General features: G+C 69.9%; 14 protein-coding genes and 1 pseudogene. 10 read left to right on the top strand and 5 right to left on the bottom strand.

Going from position 1 to position 17200, the window contains the following annotated elements; translation table 11 throughout:
* Positions 1-28: 28 nt before the first annotated feature.
* Positions 29-1645, top strand: a complete 1617-nt coding sequence (locus AC1DSZ_RS08500) for a peptide chain release factor 3 (protein ID WP_476837944.1) — start codon at positions 29-31, stop codon at positions 1643-1645.
* On the opposite strand, the gene AC1DSZ_RS08495 is transcribed toward AC1DSZ_RS08500, so the two are convergent.
* Positions 1621-1845, bottom strand: a complete 225-nt coding sequence (locus AC1DSZ_RS08495; protein ID WP_476837943.1) for a hypothetical protein — start codon at positions 1843-1845, stop codon at positions 1621-1623. The genes AC1DSZ_RS08500 and AC1DSZ_RS08495 overlap by 25 nt on opposite strands.
* A gap of 404 nt (positions 1846-2249) precedes the next feature.
* Here AC1DSZ_RS08495 and AC1DSZ_RS08490 point away from each other — a divergent pair, with 404 nt between their 5' ends.
* Positions 2250-2513, top strand: a complete 264-nt coding sequence (locus tag AC1DSZ_RS08490) for a SemiSWEET transporter (RefSeq protein ID WP_476837942.1) — start codon at positions 2250-2252, stop codon at positions 2511-2513.
* Here AC1DSZ_RS08490 and AC1DSZ_RS08485 read toward each other — a convergent pair whose 3' ends face one another.
* The gene (locus AC1DSZ_RS08485; RefSeq protein WP_476837941.1) at positions 2514-3035 is read right to left on the bottom strand and encodes a DUF1499 domain-containing protein; all 522 of its coding nucleotides are present in this window, start codon (positions 3033-3035) and stop codon (positions 2514-2516) included.
* 106 nt (positions 3036-3141) lie between these two features.
* Here AC1DSZ_RS08485 and AC1DSZ_RS08480 point away from each other — a divergent pair, with 106 nt between their 5' ends.
* Positions 3142-3501, top strand: coding sequence for a DMT family protein (locus AC1DSZ_RS08480; RefSeq protein ID WP_476837940.1), 360 nt, complete (start codon positions 3142-3144; stop codon positions 3499-3501).
* A 28-nt stretch (positions 3502-3529) separates the two neighbouring features.
* On the opposite strand, the gene AC1DSZ_RS08475 is transcribed toward AC1DSZ_RS08480, so the two are convergent.
* Positions 3530-3754: a hypothetical protein gene (locus AC1DSZ_RS08475; RefSeq protein ID WP_476837939.1), complete on the bottom strand. Its 225-nt coding sequence runs from the start codon at positions 3752-3754 to the stop codon at positions 3530-3532.
* Positions 3755-3857: 103 nt separating this feature from the next.
* A complete protein-coding gene (uvrB, locus tag AC1DSZ_RS08470; protein WP_476837938.1) occupies positions 3858-6827 on the bottom strand; it encodes an excinuclease ABC subunit UvrB in 2970 nt (989 codons plus the stop codon).
* Positions 6828-7043: 216 nt separating this feature from the next.
* On the opposite strand from uvrB, the gene AC1DSZ_RS08465 reads away from it, so the two are divergent.
* The 7 genes and pseudogenes from AC1DSZ_RS08465 (at position 7044) to AC1DSZ_RS08435 (ending at position 15839) form a co-directional block, all read left to right on the top strand.
* Positions 7044-8504 carry a DUF1800 domain-containing protein gene (locus tag AC1DSZ_RS08465; protein ID WP_476837937.1) on the top strand — a complete coding sequence of 487 codons (1461 nt, stop codon included), beginning with the start codon at positions 7044-7046 and terminating at the stop codon, positions 8502-8504.
* Positions 8505-8518: 14 nt separating this feature from the next.
* A complete protein-coding gene (locus AC1DSZ_RS08460; protein WP_476837936.1) occupies positions 8519-9775 on the top strand; it encodes a DUF1501 domain-containing protein in 1257 nt (418 codons plus the stop codon).
* Positions 9776-10043: 268 nt separating this feature from the next.
* Entirely contained in the window at positions 10044-10529 is a 486-nt protein-coding gene (locus tag AC1DSZ_RS08455) for a DUF992 domain-containing protein (RefSeq protein WP_476837935.1), read from the top strand.
* A 149-nt stretch (positions 10530-10678) separates the two neighbouring features.
* Positions 10679-11725, top strand: a complete 1047-nt coding sequence (locus tag AC1DSZ_RS08450; RefSeq protein ID WP_476837934.1) for an ABC transporter substrate-binding protein — start codon at positions 10679-10681, stop codon at positions 11723-11725.
* A 247-nt stretch (positions 11726-11972) separates the two neighbouring features.
* Positions 11973-12674 (top strand): annotated as a pseudogene (locus AC1DSZ_RS08445) (ABC transporter ATP-binding protein); the annotation flags it as partial.
* Positions 12671-13474, top strand: coding sequence for an ABC transporter permease (locus tag AC1DSZ_RS08440; RefSeq protein ID WP_476837933.1), 804 nt, complete (start codon positions 12671-12673; stop codon positions 13472-13474). The pseudogene AC1DSZ_RS08445 and the gene AC1DSZ_RS08440, both read left to right, overlap by 4 nt.
* Before the next feature lie 280 nt (positions 13475-13754).
* The gene (locus AC1DSZ_RS08435; RefSeq protein ID WP_476837932.1) at positions 13755-15839 is read left to right on the top strand and encodes an elongation factor G; all 2085 of its coding nucleotides are present in this window, start codon (positions 13755-13757) and stop codon (positions 15837-15839) included.
* 239 nt (positions 15840-16078) lie between these two features.
* Here AC1DSZ_RS08435 and AC1DSZ_RS08430 read toward each other — a convergent pair whose 3' ends face one another.
* Positions 16079-17161, bottom strand: a complete 1083-nt coding sequence (locus AC1DSZ_RS08430; protein ID WP_476837931.1) for an extensin-like domain-containing protein — start codon at positions 17159-17161, stop codon at positions 16079-16081.
* Positions 17162-17200 lie beyond the last annotated feature (39 nt).

Raw genomic sequence — 17200 nt, 5'->3', positions numbered from 1 at the left:
GCCGCCCAGCAGCACGATCGCAGGTTCCATGACCGACGGTTCCAAAACCGACGCCAGCGTCACTGACGGCTCGCCCGTCTCCCGCCGGCGAACCTTCGCCATCATCTCGCACCCGGACGCGGGCAAGACCACGCTCACCGAAAAGCTGCTGTTGTTCGGCGGCGCGATCCAGCTCGCCGGCGAGGTGAAGGCCAAGAAGAACCGCGTCAGCGCCCGCTCGGACTGGATGGGAATCGAGAAGGAGCGCGGCATCTCGGTCGTCACCTCGGTGATGACCTTCGAATACGCCGACTGCGTCTTCAACCTGCTCGACACGCCCGGCCACGAGGACTTCTCGGAGGACACCTACCGGACGCTGACGGCGGTGGATTCCGCCATCATGGTGATCGACGCCGCCAAGGGCATCGAGGCGCGCACCCGCAAGCTGTTCGAGGTCTGCCGCCTGCGCGATATCCCGATCGTCACCTTCATCAACAAGCTCGACCGCGAGAGCCGCGACCCCTTCGACCTCCTGGACGAGATCGAGAAGACGCTGGCGCTCGACACTGCTCCGGTGAACTGGCCCATCGGCCGGGGCCGCTCCTTCGCGGGCACCTACGACATGGCCAAGAACACGGTGCGCCGGCTCGACGCCGACGACGAGGCGCAGCCCGTGAACGGCCCGGACTCGCCCGCCGTGCTCGAAATGCTGCCCGAGCACGAGCGCGACGCCTTTTCGGAGGAGATCGGGCTCGCGATGGGCGCCTGCCGGCCGTTCGAGCTGAAGCCCTTCCGCGAAGGCCATCTGACGCCTGTGTTCTTTGGCAGCGCGCTGCGTAATTTCGGCGTCCGCGACCTCATCGACGCGCTGGCGGCCTTTGCGCCGCCGCCGCGCGGGCAGGATGCGGACACGCGCCGCGTCGAGGCCGAGGAGCCGCGCATGACCGGCTTCGTGTTCAAGATCCAGGCGAACATGGACCCGAACCACCGCGACCGCATCGCCTTCATGCGCGTGTGCTCCGGCCGGCTCAGCCGCGGCATGAAGGCCAAGCTGGTGCGCACCGGCAAGCCCATGGCGCTGAACACGCCGCAGTTCTTTTTTGCCCGCAACCGCGCCATCGCGGACGAGGCCTGGGCTGGCGACGTGGTCGGCATCCCCAACCACGGCACGCTGCGCATTGGCGACACGCTGACGGAGGGCGAGGACCTGCTGTTCCGCGGCGTCCCGAGCTTCGCGCCCGAAATCCTGCGCCGGGTGAAGCTGCAGGACGCCATGAAGGCCAAGAAGCTGCGCGAAGCCCTGCAGCAGATGGCCGAGGAAGGCGTCGTGCAGCTCTTTCTGCCGCAGGACGGTTCCGGCGCTATCGTGGGCGTTGTCGGCGCCCTCCAGCTCGACGTGTTGAAGGAGCGCCTGCTGGCCGAATACGGCCTGCCGATCGACTACGAGCAGACCCGCTTCAGCATCTGCCGCTGGATCACGTCCGACGCACGGCAGGACCTGGAGAGCTTCATCTCCAAGAACCTGTCCTCCATCGCGGACGACCTCGACGGCGCGCCGGTGTTCATGGCCGCGAGCCCGTTCTCGCTGCGCTACGACGAGGAGCGCGCGCCCGCGATCCGCTTCTCGGACATCAAGGACTATCAGGTCCGCGACAAGGCCGCCTGAGCGGGCGCTCCGGCGCCAGCCTCGAACGGCCGCGGCTGCGCGGCCAGCTTCGGCGCGAGCGCGGCGACAAGCGACGCCAGCGCCGCGCCGGCGACCAGGAACGCGATGATCATGAGCGTGAAGTCCGGCTTCGCGCTCGCGACCACGCTGAGCAGCCAGCCCGCGACCGTATAAGCCGCCACGATGATGAGTTCGAGCATGGGTCCCCCTCGGCCGTAGCCGTCCGTGTCTGACGCCGCGCGACACGGGCGCGGCGGGCCGCCGAGCGGCCGGTGCGTGGGGGAGCGCCGGCAGGATTCCAGATCGAGGCCGAACGACGCTATTCGGATGTTTGCGTAAGTCGTTCGCAGCCCTGGATTCGGGGAGATCAGGCCGCAGCCAGGAACCCTCTCCCGCGCAGCGGGGGAGGGCAGGGAGGGGGCGGAGCGCCGCAACGCCAAACCAAGCGGCGCTCGACCGCCCCCACTGTCGGCTTCGCCGACATCTCCCCCGCTGCGCGGGAGAGAGTTAGCGCCCGGCGCCGCGGGGGCTGGAGCGGCGGCTCGCCCGTTGACTTCCGACCTCGCTCCCTGCATTCCCGGGCGGCCTGCCCGCCGGAGCCGCCATGCTGTCACCCGCCATGATCGAAGGCGTCGGCAACCTCGCCGCGTTGATCACGACCCTGTGCTGGATCCCGCAGGCGCTGCGCGTGATCCGCACCCGCGACACGCGAGCGATCTCGCTGCTGGCCCAGGGCGCGCTGCTGGTGGGCGTCGGGCTGTGGCTCGTCTACGGGCTGCTGCAGGGCGTCGGCCCGCTGATCTGGTCCAACGTCATCACCTTCGCGCTGGTGGGCGTGATCGTGGTCCTGAAGATCCGCTACGGCTGATCAGCCGCGCTGCAGCGCAACGAGCCGCGGGTCCGCCAGCCAGCCCTGCACGCGCCTGAGGTTCACGCCGAAATCGCTGCTGCCGATAAGGCTGCGCGAATAGATCGCCAGCGTGGCCCCGCCCTCCCCGGCCGGCAGCGCCACTGCCTCTACGGTGTCGGGAAAGCGCATCAGCGGCGTGCGCACCACATAGCGGTCGCGCGGCTCCTCCGGGGAGGAGGCCGCCAGCCGGGCGTCTGGATTGGCGAGGATCAGCGCGCGCAAGGTTTCCCGCAGCTGTTCCGGCGTTGCGGCGTAGCGAGGCGGCGTGAGGTCGACAGGCGCGGCGCAGAAACCGGCAGGGCAAACCAGCGCATCGTTGCGCCCGGGGCGGCGCGCCAGATGGGCGAAGTCGACGGGTCCCTGATCGGCCGGCCCGACGATTTCCCAGACCCGGCCGATGCCGCCGGGCTTGTCCTTCCTGAGCACGACGACGCCGGCCGCCAGCGCGGCCGCCCCGATCGCAATCACGAATCCGCGCATCAGCCCATCAATCCATGGTTGGGGAGATCCAGGATCGGAACTCTCCGGGCTACTCTGGCCTATGTTCCGGTCGTTTGCACAACGAAGCAGATCCTGAAAGGTCCCGATGTCCGCGATCCCTCACTCCGCCTTCGTGGCGCCCATCCTAATGCTCGTCGCCTCCAACGTGTTCATGACCTTCGCGTGGTACGGGCACCTGAAATTTCCGTCCGTGTCGCTGCCGCTCGTGGTCGTGATCAGCTGGGGCATCGCGTTCTTCGAGTACTGCCTGGCCGTGCCGGCCAACCGCATCGGCCACGCGGTCTATTCGGCCGCGCAACTCAAGACGATCCAGGAAGTGGTGACGCTGCTGGTATTCGCCGTGTTCTCGGTGACGGTGCTGAAGGAGCCGCTCACCTGGAACCACGCGGTCGGGTTCGGACTGATCGCCGGCGGGGCATTCTTCATCTTCCAGGGGCCGCTATAGCGGCGTAGCGCTGCGGCGCCCTGACGCCTTAGCGGCTCAGCGTCGCGGGCGGCAGCGACGACACCTGCACGGGCGCGGCGGGGCCGAACAGGGCGATCGCGATGGTGGCGACGCTGAGCGCCGCGACGAGCCACACCGACATCCGGAACTGGCGCTGCGCTTCGAGGTGCGCGCCGGCCATCACGCGCCCGCCCTGCGGCATGCGCAGCGGAGCGTCGGCGGAGAGGCGGGCGATGGTCGGGGCGCGGAACATGGCGAGGATCTCGGTGCGGCTTCGTTGGCCGCTTCTATGATCCCGCCTTGGCCAGGCCGATGTGCGCCGCCGCACATGATCGTGCGGCCGCGCAGCCTTGCCGTCAGCCCTTCTTGCCGCCCCTGAACGCCCGCGTGCCGGGCCGGCCCGCCTTGCTGCGCGCCGCCGCGGCTTCGCCGCCCAGCGGACGGCCGAGGCCGCCGCCGAGATTGTGCGGCCCCATCTCGTCCAGCGTCGGCTTGCGGGCGCGGGTGGGAGGCAGGGGCGCGTCGGTGGGAGTGTCGTCAGAGAAGCGCGGACCGTCCGGGAAGCGGTCGTCGCCGCTTGTGCCGGCGCCGCGGCCGGGCTTGGCGGCTGCGGGAGGCAGGTTGCCGGCGCGGCCGTATTTCTTGGGGCCGGCGTAGCCGCCCGTTTTCTCGTCCACCTGGGTCTGTGTCGCCATCGGGTCGGCGGCCAGCACCAACTCGGTGGCCTGCAGGCGCTTGATCTCGTCGCGCAGGCGGGCCGCGACCTCGAAGTCGAGATTGGCGGCGGCCTCGCGCATCTTCTTCTCGAGATCGGCCAGCGTGGCCTTCATGTTGTGGCCGACCAGCGCGCCCTCCTTGGCGACGCCGGTGTCGACGCGGACATGGTCGCGCTCGTAGACGCTTTCCAGGATATCGCCGATGTTGCGCTTCACGCTCTCAGGCGTGATGCCGTTGGCCTGGTTCCAGGCGTTCTGCTTCTCGCGGCGGCGGTTGGTCTCCTGGATGGCGCGGTCCATGGAGCCGGTCACCTGGTCGGCGTAGAGGATGACCTTGCCGTCGACGTTGCGGGCGGCGCGGCCGATCGTCTGGATCAGCGACGTCTCGGAGCGGAGGAATCCCTCCTTGTCGGCGTCCAGGATGGCGACGAGGCCGCACTCGGGAATGTCGAGGCCCTCGCGCAAGAGGTTGATGCCCACCAGCACGTCGAAGGCGCCCAGGCGCAGGTCGCGCAGGATCTCGATGCGCTCGATGGTGTCGATGTCGGAGTGCATGTAGCGCACCCGCACGCCGTTCTCGTGCAGGTATTCGGTCAGGTCCTCGGCCATGCGCTTGGTCAGCACCGTGACGAGCGTGCGGTAGCCGTGGGCCGCGACCTCGCGCACCTCGCCCAGGAGATCGTCGACCTGCGCGCGGGCCGGGCGGACGTCGATCACGGGGTCGATGAGCCCCGTCGGGCGAATGACCTGCTCCACGAACACGCCGCCGGTGCGCTCCATCTCCCAGGTTCCGGGGGTGGCCGAGACGTGGACGGTCTGGGGCCGCATGGCCTCCCACTCCTCGAAGCGCAGCGGCCGGTTGTCCATGCAGGACGGCAGGCGGAAGCCGTATTCGGCCAGCGTCGCCTTGCGGCGGAAGTCGCCCTTGTACATGCCGCCGATCTGCGGAACCGTGACGTGACACTCGTCCGTGAACACGATGGCGTTGTCGGGCAGGTACTCGAACAGGGTGGGCGGCGGCTCGCCGGGCCGGCGGCCCGTGAGATAGCGCGAATAGTTCTCGATGCCCGCGCAGGAGCCCGTGGCCTCCAGCATCTCGATGTCGAACAGCGTGCGCTGCTCCAGCCGCTGCGCCTCCAGCAGCCGTCCCATGCGGTAGAGCTCCTCGAGGCGCTGCTTGAGCTCGTCCTTGATGCTCTTCACGGCCTGCTGGAGGGTAGGCTTGGGCGTGACGTAGTGCGAATTGGCGTATATTTTCACGAATTCGAGGTCGGCCGACTTGTTGCCCGTCAGCGGGTCGAACTCCTGGATGCTCTCCACCTCGTCGCCGAAGAGGTTGATGCGCCAGGCGCGGTCCTCATAGTGGGCCGGAAATATCTCGACCACGTCGCCGCGCACCCGGAAGGTGCCGCGCGAGAAGTCGCCCATGTTGCGCTTGTATTGGAGGGCCGTGAGGTCGGCCAGGAGCTGGCGCTGGTCCAGCCGCTCGCCCACCTTCACGGTGAACGTCATGGCCGTGTAGGTCTCCACCGAGCCGATGCCGTAGATGCACGACACGGAGGCCACGATGATGACGTCGTCGCGCTCCAGCAGCGCGCGCGTGGCGGCGTGGCGCATGCGGTCGATCTGCTCGTTGATCGAGGATTCCTTCTCGATATAGGTGTCGGTGCGCGGGACGTAGGCCTCCGGCTGGTAGTAGTCGTAGTAGGAGACGAAATACTCGACGGCGTTGTTGGGGAAAAAGCTCTTGAACTCGCCGTAGAGCTGCGCCGCCAGCGTCTTGTTGGGAGCCAGGATCAGCGCCGGCCGGTTGGTGCGGGAGATGACCTGCGCCATCGTGAAGGTCTTGCCCGAGCCGGTGACGCCAAGCAGCACCTGATCGCGCTCGTGGCGCTTCACGCCCTCAACGAGCTCCGCAATGGCGGTGGGCTGGTCGCCCTTGGGCTCGAACTCGGAGACGAGGTCGAAGCGCTTGCCGCCTTCGGATTTGTCCGGGCGGGGCGGCCGATGCGGCGCCCAGGGCTTCTTCTCGCGCAGGTTCGGGTCGCCCTGCTCCAGCAGCGCCTTCAGCGAATCCATGGTGGCGGTGGCGCCGACGAGGCCGTTGCCGCGCACCTGGTCGTCGTCGTCCTCGTCGCGCAGCACGTTGCCCTGGCGCACGCGCTTGGGCGCGGCCTTGAGGATGTCGTCGCGCGATAGCCCGACATCGCGCTTGCGGTTGCCGGGGTGGATCTCGCCCTCGACCGGGGGCGGGTTCGCCTTGGCGCGGCGCGCGGCGGCGCCCGGGGCGGCGCGGCCGTTGTCGCCATCGGAAGGAAAATCGAGCCCGAGCTTGCGGGCCAGCGCCGGGTCGACGCCCTCGACGTCGTCGGGGTCGTAGCCGGCCTGCGGCGACTCGGCGAAGCCGGCGCCGGAGCGATCGGCTTGCGACTTGGCGCTCCTGGCCGCCTCGCGGGCGATGCCGGGGTTGAGCAGCGCGGCCAGATGCTCGTCCAGCGGCTTCAATTCTGGCTTGGACGCCTTGGAGCGCGGCGTGCGCGGGCTGAGCGCGCTGTCGCGGCCGGAGGACTGCGCGGACGGGCGCGCGGGCGATTTCGGTGCTTTGGCCATACCGTGAACATGGGGCGAGTCACGCCTCGGGGCAAGCCGGAGCGGCCTCATGAGCCCCGTCTCCGGCGCGGTTTGGCGCAGCCTGTCGGATGGTGTGCGCCTCACAAAAAGTTTAGCGCCGGAGGTCTCAACGGAGTTGGCCAAACATTAACGAATGTTAGGCCTTACTTCAGCCGTTGTCTGCCGCCTCCTTGGCGCGCAGATCCGGATTGCGCCATGGCCACAGATCCCCGCCTCGCCCTCGCCGCCCTGAATCGCTTTGGCCTGGGGGCGATCCCGGGCGAGCTGAACCGCGCGGCGGCCGATCCGCGCGGCTACGTGCTGGCGCAGATCAACCCCGCCGCCGTGCGGCCGCTGGACAGCGTCGCGGGCATGCCTCAGCTCAAGGACAGCGGCCAGAATCTGGTCGAGGCTCGGCAGTTCGACAAGGATCGCAAGGCCGCGAAAGCCGCCCAGGCGGCCATGGCGGCGGCCGCGCCGGGCGTCAACATGCAGGACGATTCCAGCGCCAGGGGCATGCAGCCGTCCATGGCGGGCGGCGCCATGGCGCAGCCGGCGAAGCAGCCGGAGTCGCCCGAACAAGCCAATTTCCGCGCCGAGGCGGCGGCGCGGTTCGTCCGTCTGACGAGCTCCGAAGCCGGGCTGGTGGAGCGGCTGACGCTGTTCTGGTCGAACCACTTCGCGATCTCAGCCGCCAAAGGGCCCGGGCTTCGGATGCTGGCCGGCGCCTATGAGCGCGAGGCGATCCGCCCGTTCGTGCTCGGCCGCTTCGGCGACATGCTGCGCGCCGTGGAGCAGCACCCGGCCATGCTCTACTACCTCGACAACCACCAATCGATCGGCCCGACCTCCAAGGGCGGCCAGAACGGCAAGCGCGGGCTGAACGAGAACCTCGCGCGCGAGATCCTGGAGTTGCACACGCTCGGGGTGAGCGGCGGCTACACGCAAAGCGACGTCACGAGCCTGTCGCGGATTATCACCGGATGGACGGTGACCTCCCCGGACGAAGACCTCATGCATGGCGGCCGCTTCACCTTCGCGCCGGCGCGGCATGAGCCGGGCGCGCATACGGTGCTCGGCAAGGCCTATCCGGAGGACGAGCATCGGCAGGGCGAGGCCGTGCTGGCCGATCTCGCCGTGCATCCCGCAACCGCGCGCCACATCGCCCGCAAGCTGGCGACCCATTTCATCGCCGACGACCCGCCCAGGATGCTGGTGGACCGTCTCGCCAAGACCTTCCTGGACAGCAAGGGCGACCTTGCGGCGGTGACGCGCGTGCTGGTGAGCGCGCCGGAGGCGTGGGCCGCGCCGCCCACCAAGCTGAGGACGCCGCAGGAACTCGTGATCGCGGTTTTGCGGGCGACCGGCAAGGCCCCCGATGTCGGCAACGTCGTGGGCCTGCTCGGCATCATGGGCCAGCCGCTCTGGCAGCCGATCGGCCCGAACGGCTTCTCCGACCAGTCGGCCGAGTGGGCCTCGCCGGAGGGCGTCGCGGCGCGGCTCGACGCAGCCGCGCAATGGGGGCGGCAGAACGCCAAGCTCGACCCCAACGCCCTGCTGGAAGCCGTGATCGGCCCGGCGGCGTCGCCCGAGACGCGTCAGGCCGTGGCCCGTGCCGAGAGCCGCGCGCAGGGGCTGGCCTTGCTGATCATGTCCCCCGAATTCCAGCGCCGCTGAGGCCGGAGCCCGCCATGTCGCACTCGTTTTCCAACGGCCCGGACACGCTGGCCTGCTGCGAGGCCCCGGACGCCACCCGCCGCGCCGTGCTGGTGACGGGCGGCGCGCTTTTCGCCTGGGCGTTCACGCCCCGCTTCGCCCATGCGTCGGGCGGCAAGGACCCGCGGCTCGTCACCATCGTGCTGCGCGGCGCGCTGGACGGGCTGTCGGCCGTTGCCCCGGTGGGCGACCCCGATTACGTGGCGTTGCGCGCCGGCATCGCGCTCTCGGCGACGGGCGACAACGCGGCGCTGCCGCTCAACGGCTTCTTCGCCCTGCACCCGGCGATGCCGAACTTCGCCCGGCTCTTCAAAGCCGGGCAGGCCAGCGTGGTGCACGCAACGGCGACGCCCTACCGGTCGCGCTCGCATTTTGACGGGCAGGACGTGCTGGAAAGTGGGCTGCCCGGCGTGTCGCCGGTCAACAGCGGCTGGATGAACCGCGCGCTGGCGGCGCTGCCGAAGGGCGAGCGCATCGCAAAGCTCGGCGGCGTCGGAGTCGGCGCCACGACGCCTCTGGTGATCCGCGGTAAGGCCCCGGTGCTCGGCTGGTCGCCGCAGGGGCTGCCCAAGGCCGAGGATGACCTCGCCGCGCGGGTGCTCGACCTCTATCGACAGAAGGACCCTGCTCTGGGCGATGCGCTCACGCGAGGCCTCGACGCCGACATGATCGCCACCCGGAACGGCGGCGCGCAGGCCCGAAAGGGCGCTGGCGGGGCCGAGGCGATGAAGCGTGCGGCCGAAGGCGCGGCGCGGCTGATGGCGGCCGATGACGGCCCCCGCCTGGCCGCGCTGGCGTTCGGCGGCTGGGACACGCACGCCAACGAGGGCGGCGCAACCGGCCAGCTGGCGCAATTGCTGGCCGGGCTCGACGGCGCGCTGGCGGCGTTCGAGCAGACGCTCGGGCCGGTGTGGAAGGACACCGCAATCCTCGTGGTGACGGAATTCGGCCGCACCGCGCGGGTCAACGGCACTGTGGGCACCGACCACGGCACCGCCACCTGCGCGTTCCTTGTGGGCGGCGCCGTGAAGGGCGGCCGCGTGATCGCCGACTGGCCTGGGCTCAAGGAGGCGCAGCTCTACGAGCGCCGCGATCTCCAGCCCACGACCGACCTGCGGGCCGTGCTGAAGGGCGTGATGGCCGAGCATCTCGGCCTCTCCCGCGCCGTGCTGGGCTCGCAGGTGTTCCCGGACTCCACGGCGGTGGAGCCGATGCGCGGCCTCGTCGCCTGAGGGCGCAAGCGCTTTGAATTCACGACCCGATGCCCCTCATCCTGAGAGCCTGACCGATCATTCGCTCAACGCCCCTCGTCCTTAGAGACGCAGGCCGAAAGCGGCCTGCTCCTCAGGATGAGGGTATCGAGGGTGTTTCAGTGGCTTTTTGGCCAAGCTACCGGGCCCCTCAGCAGGAGCGCTCGCGCCCAAGAACGAACCTTTCCGCCGCTCAGCTGTTGTCGGGCGATTTCACGGTTTGCGCCGTCCCATCCACAGGAGCTCTTCCATGAAAAGCCGCAACCTTCGCGCTCCCCTCCTCGCAGCCGCCGCGCTGGCGGCCGGCATCGTGGCTGGCCTCCCCTCCGCGGAGGCGGCCGTCAAGGTCGGCACGCTGCGCTGCAACGTGTCGGGCGGCCTCGGGCTGATCATCACGTCCAGCAAGACCATGGCGTGCAGCTTCACGCCCTCGCGCGGCGCCCGCGAGACCTATGTGGGCACGATCCGCCGCTTCGGCCTCGACATCGGCGCCACCGACAAGGGCGTGATGGTGTGGGGCGTGTTCGCGCCCACCAACGCCTGGCCGCGCGGCGCGCTGGCCGGGGCCTATGCGGGCGGCTCGGCCGAGGCCACGGCGGGCGCGGGCGTCAGCGCCAACGCGCTGGTAGGCGGCAACAACAACACCATCAGCCTCCAGCCGCTCTCGGTGGGCGCGCAGACGGGCGCCAGCCTGGCGCTCGGCGTCTCCGCGCTGGAGCTGCGCCCGGCCCGCTGAGCCTGGATTTTTGCGATGAACAGGGGCGGCCGGCTCACGTCGGCCGCCCTTTTCGCATGCGAGCGCGGCGTCTGCGCTGTTTCCTCGGCGGCGAAAACCACTAATGTCGCGGCGTTTCGGCCGCGTAGACGGCCTCGGGAGGATCCCCCATGCCGTTGCTCCGCACCCGCCTCTTGTCGCTGTTCGCCGCCGCAATCTCGGCCGGGCTGGCCCTCGCCGCCCCCGCATCCGCGCAGGAGAAGGTGAATGTCGGCGTTCTGCGCTTCGTGTCGTCAGGCGGGCTCTTCACGGCGTTCGAGAAGGGCTACTTCAAGGCTGAGGGCCTCGACGTGAACCTCACCTTCTTCGAGGCCGCGCAGCCGATCTCGCTCGCGGTGGTGTCGGGCGACGTCGATTTCGGCGTCACGGCCTTCACGGGCGGGTTCTTCAACCTCGCCGGCAAGGGCGCGCTGAAGATCATCGCCGCGCAGGCCAAGGAGGCGAAGGGCTACGAGGGCAACCTCGTGCTGGCCTCCAAGGGGGCGGCCGAGAAGGGCTTCACGGATATCGGCCAGTTCGCCGGCAAGTCGCTCGGCATCTCGCAGGTGGGATCGTCGTTTCACTACCAGATCGGGCAGCTCGCCCGCATCAAGGGCTTCGATCTCGCCAAGGTCGACATGAAGCCGCTGCAGTCGCTGCCCAACATGATGGCGGCGCTGAAATCGAGCCAGGTGGACGGCATCATCATCGCCCCGCACCTCGCCAAGGCGCTGATCGCCAGCGGCGACGCCAAGCTGCTGGGCCGCTACTCGGATTTCGACGAGTACCAGTTCGGCGGGCTGTTCACGGCCTCGCGCACGATCACGAACAAGCGCGCAACGGTGGAGAAGTTCGTGCGCGCCTACCAGAAGGGCGCGGCCGATTACTACGCGGCCTTTCTCCAGAGAGACGCCTCGGGCGCCATCGTGACGACGCCCACGACGGACGAAACCGCCGCGCTGATCGCCAGGTCGGTGTATCCGGGCGAGCCGGCCGAAACGGCAGTTCCCAAGGTCAAGGCGTCGGCCTTCTTCGTCGACCCGCAGGCCCGGCTGGACGTGGCCGATCTCGTCCGGCAGGTGGAATGGTGCAAGCAGCAGGGCCTGGTGGACGCCGCCGTGGACGCCAAGGCAATGCTGGACCTGAGCTTCGTGCAGGGGCACCTCAACGCGAATTGAGCGGGCGCTCGGCGCTCGGGATGACGCCGCAGCCACCCCCTCCCCTTGAGGGGGAGGGTGCGCTTCGCGGCGCCTCCTGAAATCCCTCGCCCTTTGACGCGCCATGCGAAGTTCGCATGGCTCCTCAGGATGAGGGGCGCTAGAGGTGTGAGCTCAATCGCATCCAGAGTCTCAAGCCCTCTCCATGAAGCTCGCCGCCTCCAACATCACCCATCGCTACGGCCCCTTGCCGGTGCTGGACGACGTGTCGCTCGCGGTGGCGGAGGGCGAGGTGGTGGCCGTCGTGGGGCCGTCGGGCTGCGGCAAGTCGACCTTGCTGCGCATCCTGGGCGGGTTGGAGCGGCCGGACGGCGGCAGCGTGGAGACGCAAGGCGCTGCGCCGGCGCGGTCGCTGAACCCGATCACCTATGTGTTCCAGGATTTCGCGCTGCTGCCGTGGCGCACGGTGGCCGGCAATGTGCGGCTGCCGCTGGAGGAGCACGCCATGCCGGAGAGCGAGCGCGACGCCGTGGTGCGGGATGCGCTCGCCCGCACGGGGCTGGGGGACTTCGCCGGCGCTTGGCCGCGCCAGCTCTCGGGCGGCATGCGCCAGCGCGTCGGCATCGCGCGGGCGCTCGCCGTGCGGCCCGCGATCCTGCTCATGGACGAGCCGCTCTCGGCGCTGGACGGGCAGACGCGCGAGCTCCTGATGGACGACCTGGTCGCGCTGCACGCGGGCGGCGAGCTCTCCACCGTGTATGTGACGCACAACCTGGACGAGGCCGTGCGGCTGGCCGACCGCATCGTGGTGCTGTCTCGCCGGCCCGGACGGGTGCGGGCCGAGGTGCGGCTGGACCGGCCTCGCAGCGAGCGGCGGGCGGGCGATCCCGCCTTGGTCGCGCAGGCGCGGGAGCTGTGGGAGCTGATCCGCGCCGATGCGGCGGCGGCCGACCGGGAGCTTGCGCGATGACGAACCTTACGAACCCCACCGCCAAGCCTGTCGCATTCCGGGGCGACCTCTTTCTGCCGCGGACCCGGCGAGCGGCGGGCGCGGCCGCGCTGGTCGCCTTGGTGGCGTTCTGGCAGCTCGCGTCGAGCGTCGGCTGGCTCGACCCCGTGATGGCGCCGAGCCCGCGCGAGGTGTTCGGTTCGCTTGCCGCGCTGGCGCGGTCCGGCGAACTCGCCGGCCACCTGGCGGCCTCGCTCGGGCGGCTCTTCGGCGGCTTCGCAATCGGGGCCACGGCGGGGGTGTGCTTTGGGCTGGCCGTGGGGCTGTTCTCGGCCGTGCGCTCGCCCGGCGTGGCGGTGGTGTCGGCGCTGTTCCCGATCCCCAAGATCGCGCTGCTGCCGCTGTTCATCCTGTGGTTCGGCATCGGCGAAGGCTCGAAGCTCGCCACCATCGCGTTCGGGTCGTTCTTTCCCACCGTGGTGGCCACCTATGGGGCGGTGGACGGCGTCGACCGCTCGCTGGTCCGCATGGGCCGCGCATTCGGGCTCTCGTCCTGGTCGATCGTGCGCAAGATCGTGCTGCCGGGCGCGCTGCCCGGCATCCTGTCGGGGCTGCGCATCGCCTCGTCGATCTCGATCGTGTTGCTGGTGGCCGCCGAGATGATCGGCGCGAACCGGGGCATCGGCGCGATGGTGCTGGCGGCCGGCAACCTGATGCAGTCCGACCGGTTGCTCGGCGGCGTGGTGGTGCTCTCCCTGCTCGGGCTCGCGATCGCGGGGCTGCTGGGGTGGATCGAGCGGCGGCTGACCGCGTGGCGGTAGGGATGGCAAGCCCTCACCCCAACCCTCTCCCCATTCCGGGGAGAGGGGGCGCATCGCGGCTGCGGCGCCGCTCTCCCCTTCGCCCCGGCACGGGGAAAAGGTGGCCCGAAGGGCCGGATGAGGGGCCCACCCACCAGCAATTCAGACAACCATCCTGACCTGCATTTCGCTTGCATCCGCGTCCTGACGGGCGGAGCATCGGCCCGTTCGAAAGGCCATGTCAGGAGACAGTTGGCCGGCGCTACGGCCAACGCGCCTCCCGTTCAAGGGAGATCAGGCCATGTCAGGTCAAGCACCCGCAGGATCGGAGAACAACGCCGGAAGATCAGCCGCCGGCCCGCGATGCGTCGCCATCGTGGGGCCGTTTCAGAGCGGCAAGACCACCTTGCTGGAAGCCATACTGGAGCGAACGGGCGCACTGACCCGCGCCGGCCGGGTGACGGACGGAACCGCCACAGGCGACGCCAGCGCCGAGGCGCGAGCGCATGGGCATGGCGTGGAGCCCAACATCGCGAGCTGCACCTTCCTGGGCGAGCGGATGACCTTCGTGGATTGTCCCGGCTCGGTCGAATTCCTGCATGAGATGCGGGCCGTGACCCCGGCCTGCGACGCCGCCATCGTGGTGTGCGAGCAGGACGAGCGGAAGTTGCCGGCCCTGCAGGTGATCCTGCGCGATCTCGAGGAGGCCGGCATCCCGCGCTTCCTGTTCATCAACAAGATCGACACCGCGTCGCGGCGCGTCCACGAGACGCTGGCGCTGCTGCAGCCCGCCTCGCGCACGCCGCTGCTGCTGCGGCAGATTCCCATTTGGAAGAACGGCATCGCGGTGGGGTTCATCGACCTCGCGCTGGAGCGGGCCTTCGTGTACCGCGAGCACGCCGCCAGCGAGGTGGTGGACATCCCGGCCGAGGAAGTCGGGGCCGAGCGCGAGGCGCGCTACTCCATGCTGGAGCGGCTGGCCGACTATGACGACGCCCTCATGGAGGAGCTGATCGAGGAGATCGAGCCGCCGCGCGACCAGGTGTTCGAGGACCTGCGGCAGGAGCTGCGCGAGGGGCACGCCGTGCCGGTGCTGTTCGGCTCGGCCGACCGGGGCAACGGCGTGACGCGCCTGCTGAAGGCGATCCGGCATGAGGCGCCCGGCGTCGCGGCCGTGCGCAACCGCCTGGGCGTGGCTGCGGACGGGCCGCCGCTCGCGCATGTGATGAAGACCGTGCACACCGCGCATGGCGGCAAGCTCTCGGTCGCCCGCGTGCTGCGCGGCGCCATCAAGGAAGGCGACGTGGTGGTGGGCTCGCACGGCGCCGAGGCCCGCGTCGCGGGCGTGCAGCGCCTGGCCGGCGCAGCCAGCTCCCGCGAGGGTGAGGCGCAGACCGGCGACGTGCTCGCCTTCGCCAAGCTGGAGGGCATCGGCACCGGCGACAGCTTCGGCGTCGGCAAGAGCCCGCCGCGCGCGGTGGCCTCCGTTGCGCCGCCCGAGCCCGTCTACACGATCGCGATCGCGACCCGGGACCGCAAGGACGACGTCCGCCTGAACGCCGCGCTGCAGAAGCTGACCGAGGAGGACCCGGCGCTGATCGTCCGGCACATGCCCGACACGGGCGAGCTGCGCATGACCGGCCAGGGCGAGGTGCACCTCAAGGTCGCGACCGAGCGGCTCGCCAGCCGCTACGGCGTCCAGGTGGACCGGCGCGAGCCGCATGTCGGCTATCGCGAGACGGTGCGAAGCAAGACCTCCGTGCGCGGGCGGCACAAGAAGCAGACCGGCGGCCACGGCCAGTTCGGCGACGTGGTGATCGAGGTGGAGCCGCTGCCGCGCGGAACCGGGTTCGAATTCGTGGACCGCATCGTCGGCGGCGTGGTGCCGCGCCAGTACATCTCATCCGTGGAGCACGGCGCCCGCGAGGCGCTCGGCGCTGGCGGGCTTGGTTTCCCCGTGGTGGACATCCGGGTGACGCTCACGGACGGGTCGCACCACTCGGTGGATTCCTCCGACATGGCGTTCCGGCAGGCCGCCCGCATCGCCATGGCGGAGGCCCTGCCGAAATGCCAGCCGGTGCTGCTGGAGCCCATCCAGTCGGTCGAGATCGCGATCCCGTCCGACTGGATGGCCAAGGCGACCGCCATCGTGACCGGCCGCCGCGGGCAGATCCTGGGCTACGACTCGCGCCCGGGCTGGGACGGGTGGGACGTGCTGAAGGCGCTGATCCCCGAGGCCGAGATGGGCGACCTCATCATCGAGCTGCGCTCGGCCACGGCCGGCGTGGGAGCCTTCACGGCGAGCCTCGACCATCTTGCCGAGCTCTCCGGCAAGCCGGCTGATGCGGTGGTGAAGCGGGCGGGCGCGATGGCGCGGCACGGCTGAGGGTGGCTGAAGCCTGAACGGCGGTCGCTTACACGACGCCATCATTCTGAGGAGCAGGCCCCACTTGGGCCTGCGTCTCGGAGAAAAAGGGATCCAGAGCGCTCGATCTCGCTCGCATTCTGGAGCCCCTCGTCCTTCGAGACACATCACCAAAGGGCGACGTTCCTCAGGATGAGGGGTTCCCGATCGTTTGGCGCCATGATCAAGGGTCTGTTCCGCGCCCAAGGCGCTTGGAGCCCCTACCATAACCAGCCCTTCTTCGCCGGCGCCGGCGGAGAGGCAGCTTGCGGCTGCGCCGCGTAGGGGTCCTCGTCCGATTCCAGCATGTCCTCCATGTCCGAGCCCTCCGGCGTGGAGGCCGCGCCCGGAATGCCGAGCGACATCGGACCGCCTGCGATGCCAGGATAGGTGGCGGGCCGGGGCGCAGAGGCGCCGTAGAGGCCGCCCGTGCCGGTGGCGGGCGCCCGCATGACGCCGGCCTGCTGGCCATAGGCGGGCGAGGTACCCACCGCCGGATAGCCTTGCGCGACCGGCCGGCGCTCGCCCGGGCCGGCGCCCACGACGCCGCCCTCCGCGTAGCGCGGCGTCTGTCCCGAGCCCATGCCCACCGGCCGCGGCGTCAGCATGCCGCCCGCCCGCGCGATGGCGTCGAGCCGCGGCGCGAACTTGATGATCGGCTTGCAAACCTTGCGGCCGCCCGCATGGCGGGCGAGGTCGAGGTGGAAATGGTCGTCATGCTGCGGATAGCCCGGCCCGAGCACCGTGGTGAACCGCTCGCACGAGGCGACGAAGATTTCGCGCAGGAATTCCTGCTCGATCTGCTGGCCGCGCCAGCCGCGCGCCACCGAGATCTCCCGGCCATCCGAGAGGCGAAACGCCATCACGTCCATGGCGTTGCCGAAGGCGTGCTCGGAGCGCGGCCCGCCGCGACGGTTCATGACGCTGCGGCAGGAATAGGACCCCGCCTTCAGCTCCACCACGCGCGCGCCGTAGTAGAGTTCGGCCGCTGGCTGCACGACTTCGTTCACCCAGCCGTCGATGACCGGGATCACCGGGCAAGCCCAGGTGGCCTTGCTGCTCAGGGCGACGGATCCCTCCGCCACGGCCGAGACCCGGAACGGCTGCAGCATGCCGCAGGCTCCGGGGCCCGAAATCTCTCGCGCTGGCTCGACATAGTTCGAGACGCGCACGGCCTTTGAGGCCAAGCAGGCTTGTTCCGCCTGGTCTCGCCACGGCGCGCGCTGCTCGTAAACGAACAGGCCGCAGCCGGACAGACCGAGGACGGCGGAGCCGACTAAAAACAGGGCTACTCCGCGTCGCATGGTCGAGACAATGCGATCGGTTTCTTTAAGGAAGATAAA

It is taken from the genome of Alsobacter sp. P4_H11, from assembly GCF_056400925.1.
This window is presented reverse-complemented; position numbering and strand designations above follow the sequence as displayed.

Bases quoted from the DNA above. Each gene is read 5' to 3' on its own strand.
- AC1DSZ_RS08500 (WP_476837944.1), top strand. From the start codon at position 29: ATGACCGACGGTTCCAAAACCGACGCCAGCGTCACTGACGGCTCGCCC.
- AC1DSZ_RS08495 (WP_476837943.1), bottom strand. From the start codon at position 1,845: ATGCTCGAACTCATCATCGTGGCGGCTTATACGGTCGCGGGCTGGCTG.
- AC1DSZ_RS08490 (WP_476837942.1), top strand. From the start codon at position 2,250: ATGCTGTCACCCGCCATGATCGAAGGCGTCGGCAACCTCGCCGCGTTG.
- AC1DSZ_RS08485 (WP_476837941.1), bottom strand. From the start codon at position 3,035: ATGCGCGGATTCGTGATTGCGATCGGGGCGGCCGCGCTGGCGGCCGGC.
- AC1DSZ_RS08480 (WP_476837940.1), top strand. From the start codon at position 3,142: ATGTCCGCGATCCCTCACTCCGCCTTCGTGGCGCCCATCCTAATGCTC.
- AC1DSZ_RS08475 (WP_476837939.1), bottom strand. From the start codon at position 3,754: ATGTTCCGCGCCCCGACCATCGCCCGCCTCTCCGCCGACGCTCCGCTG.
- uvrB (WP_476837938.1), bottom strand. From the start codon at position 6,827: ATGGCCAAAGCACCGAAATCGCCCGCGCGCCCGTCCGCGCAGTCCTCC.
- AC1DSZ_RS08465 (WP_476837937.1), top strand. From the start codon at position 7,044: ATGGCCACAGATCCCCGCCTCGCCCTCGCCGCCCTGAATCGCTTTGGC.
- AC1DSZ_RS08460 (WP_476837936.1), top strand. From the start codon at position 8,519: ATGTCGCACTCGTTTTCCAACGGCCCGGACACGCTGGCCTGCTGCGAG.
- AC1DSZ_RS08455 (WP_476837935.1), top strand. From the start codon at position 10,044: ATGAAAAGCCGCAACCTTCGCGCTCCCCTCCTCGCAGCCGCCGCGCTG.
- AC1DSZ_RS08450 (WP_476837934.1), top strand. From the start codon at position 10,679: ATGCCGTTGCTCCGCACCCGCCTCTTGTCGCTGTTCGCCGCCGCAATC.
- AC1DSZ_RS08440 (WP_476837933.1), top strand. From the start codon at position 12,671: ATGACGAACCTTACGAACCCCACCGCCAAGCCTGTCGCATTCCGGGGC.
- AC1DSZ_RS08435 (WP_476837932.1), top strand. From the start codon at position 13,755: ATGTCAGGTCAAGCACCCGCAGGATCGGAGAACAACGCCGGAAGATCA.
- AC1DSZ_RS08430 (WP_476837931.1), bottom strand. From the start codon at position 17,161: ATGCGACGCGGAGTAGCCCTGTTTTTAGTCGGCTCCGCCGTCCTCGGT.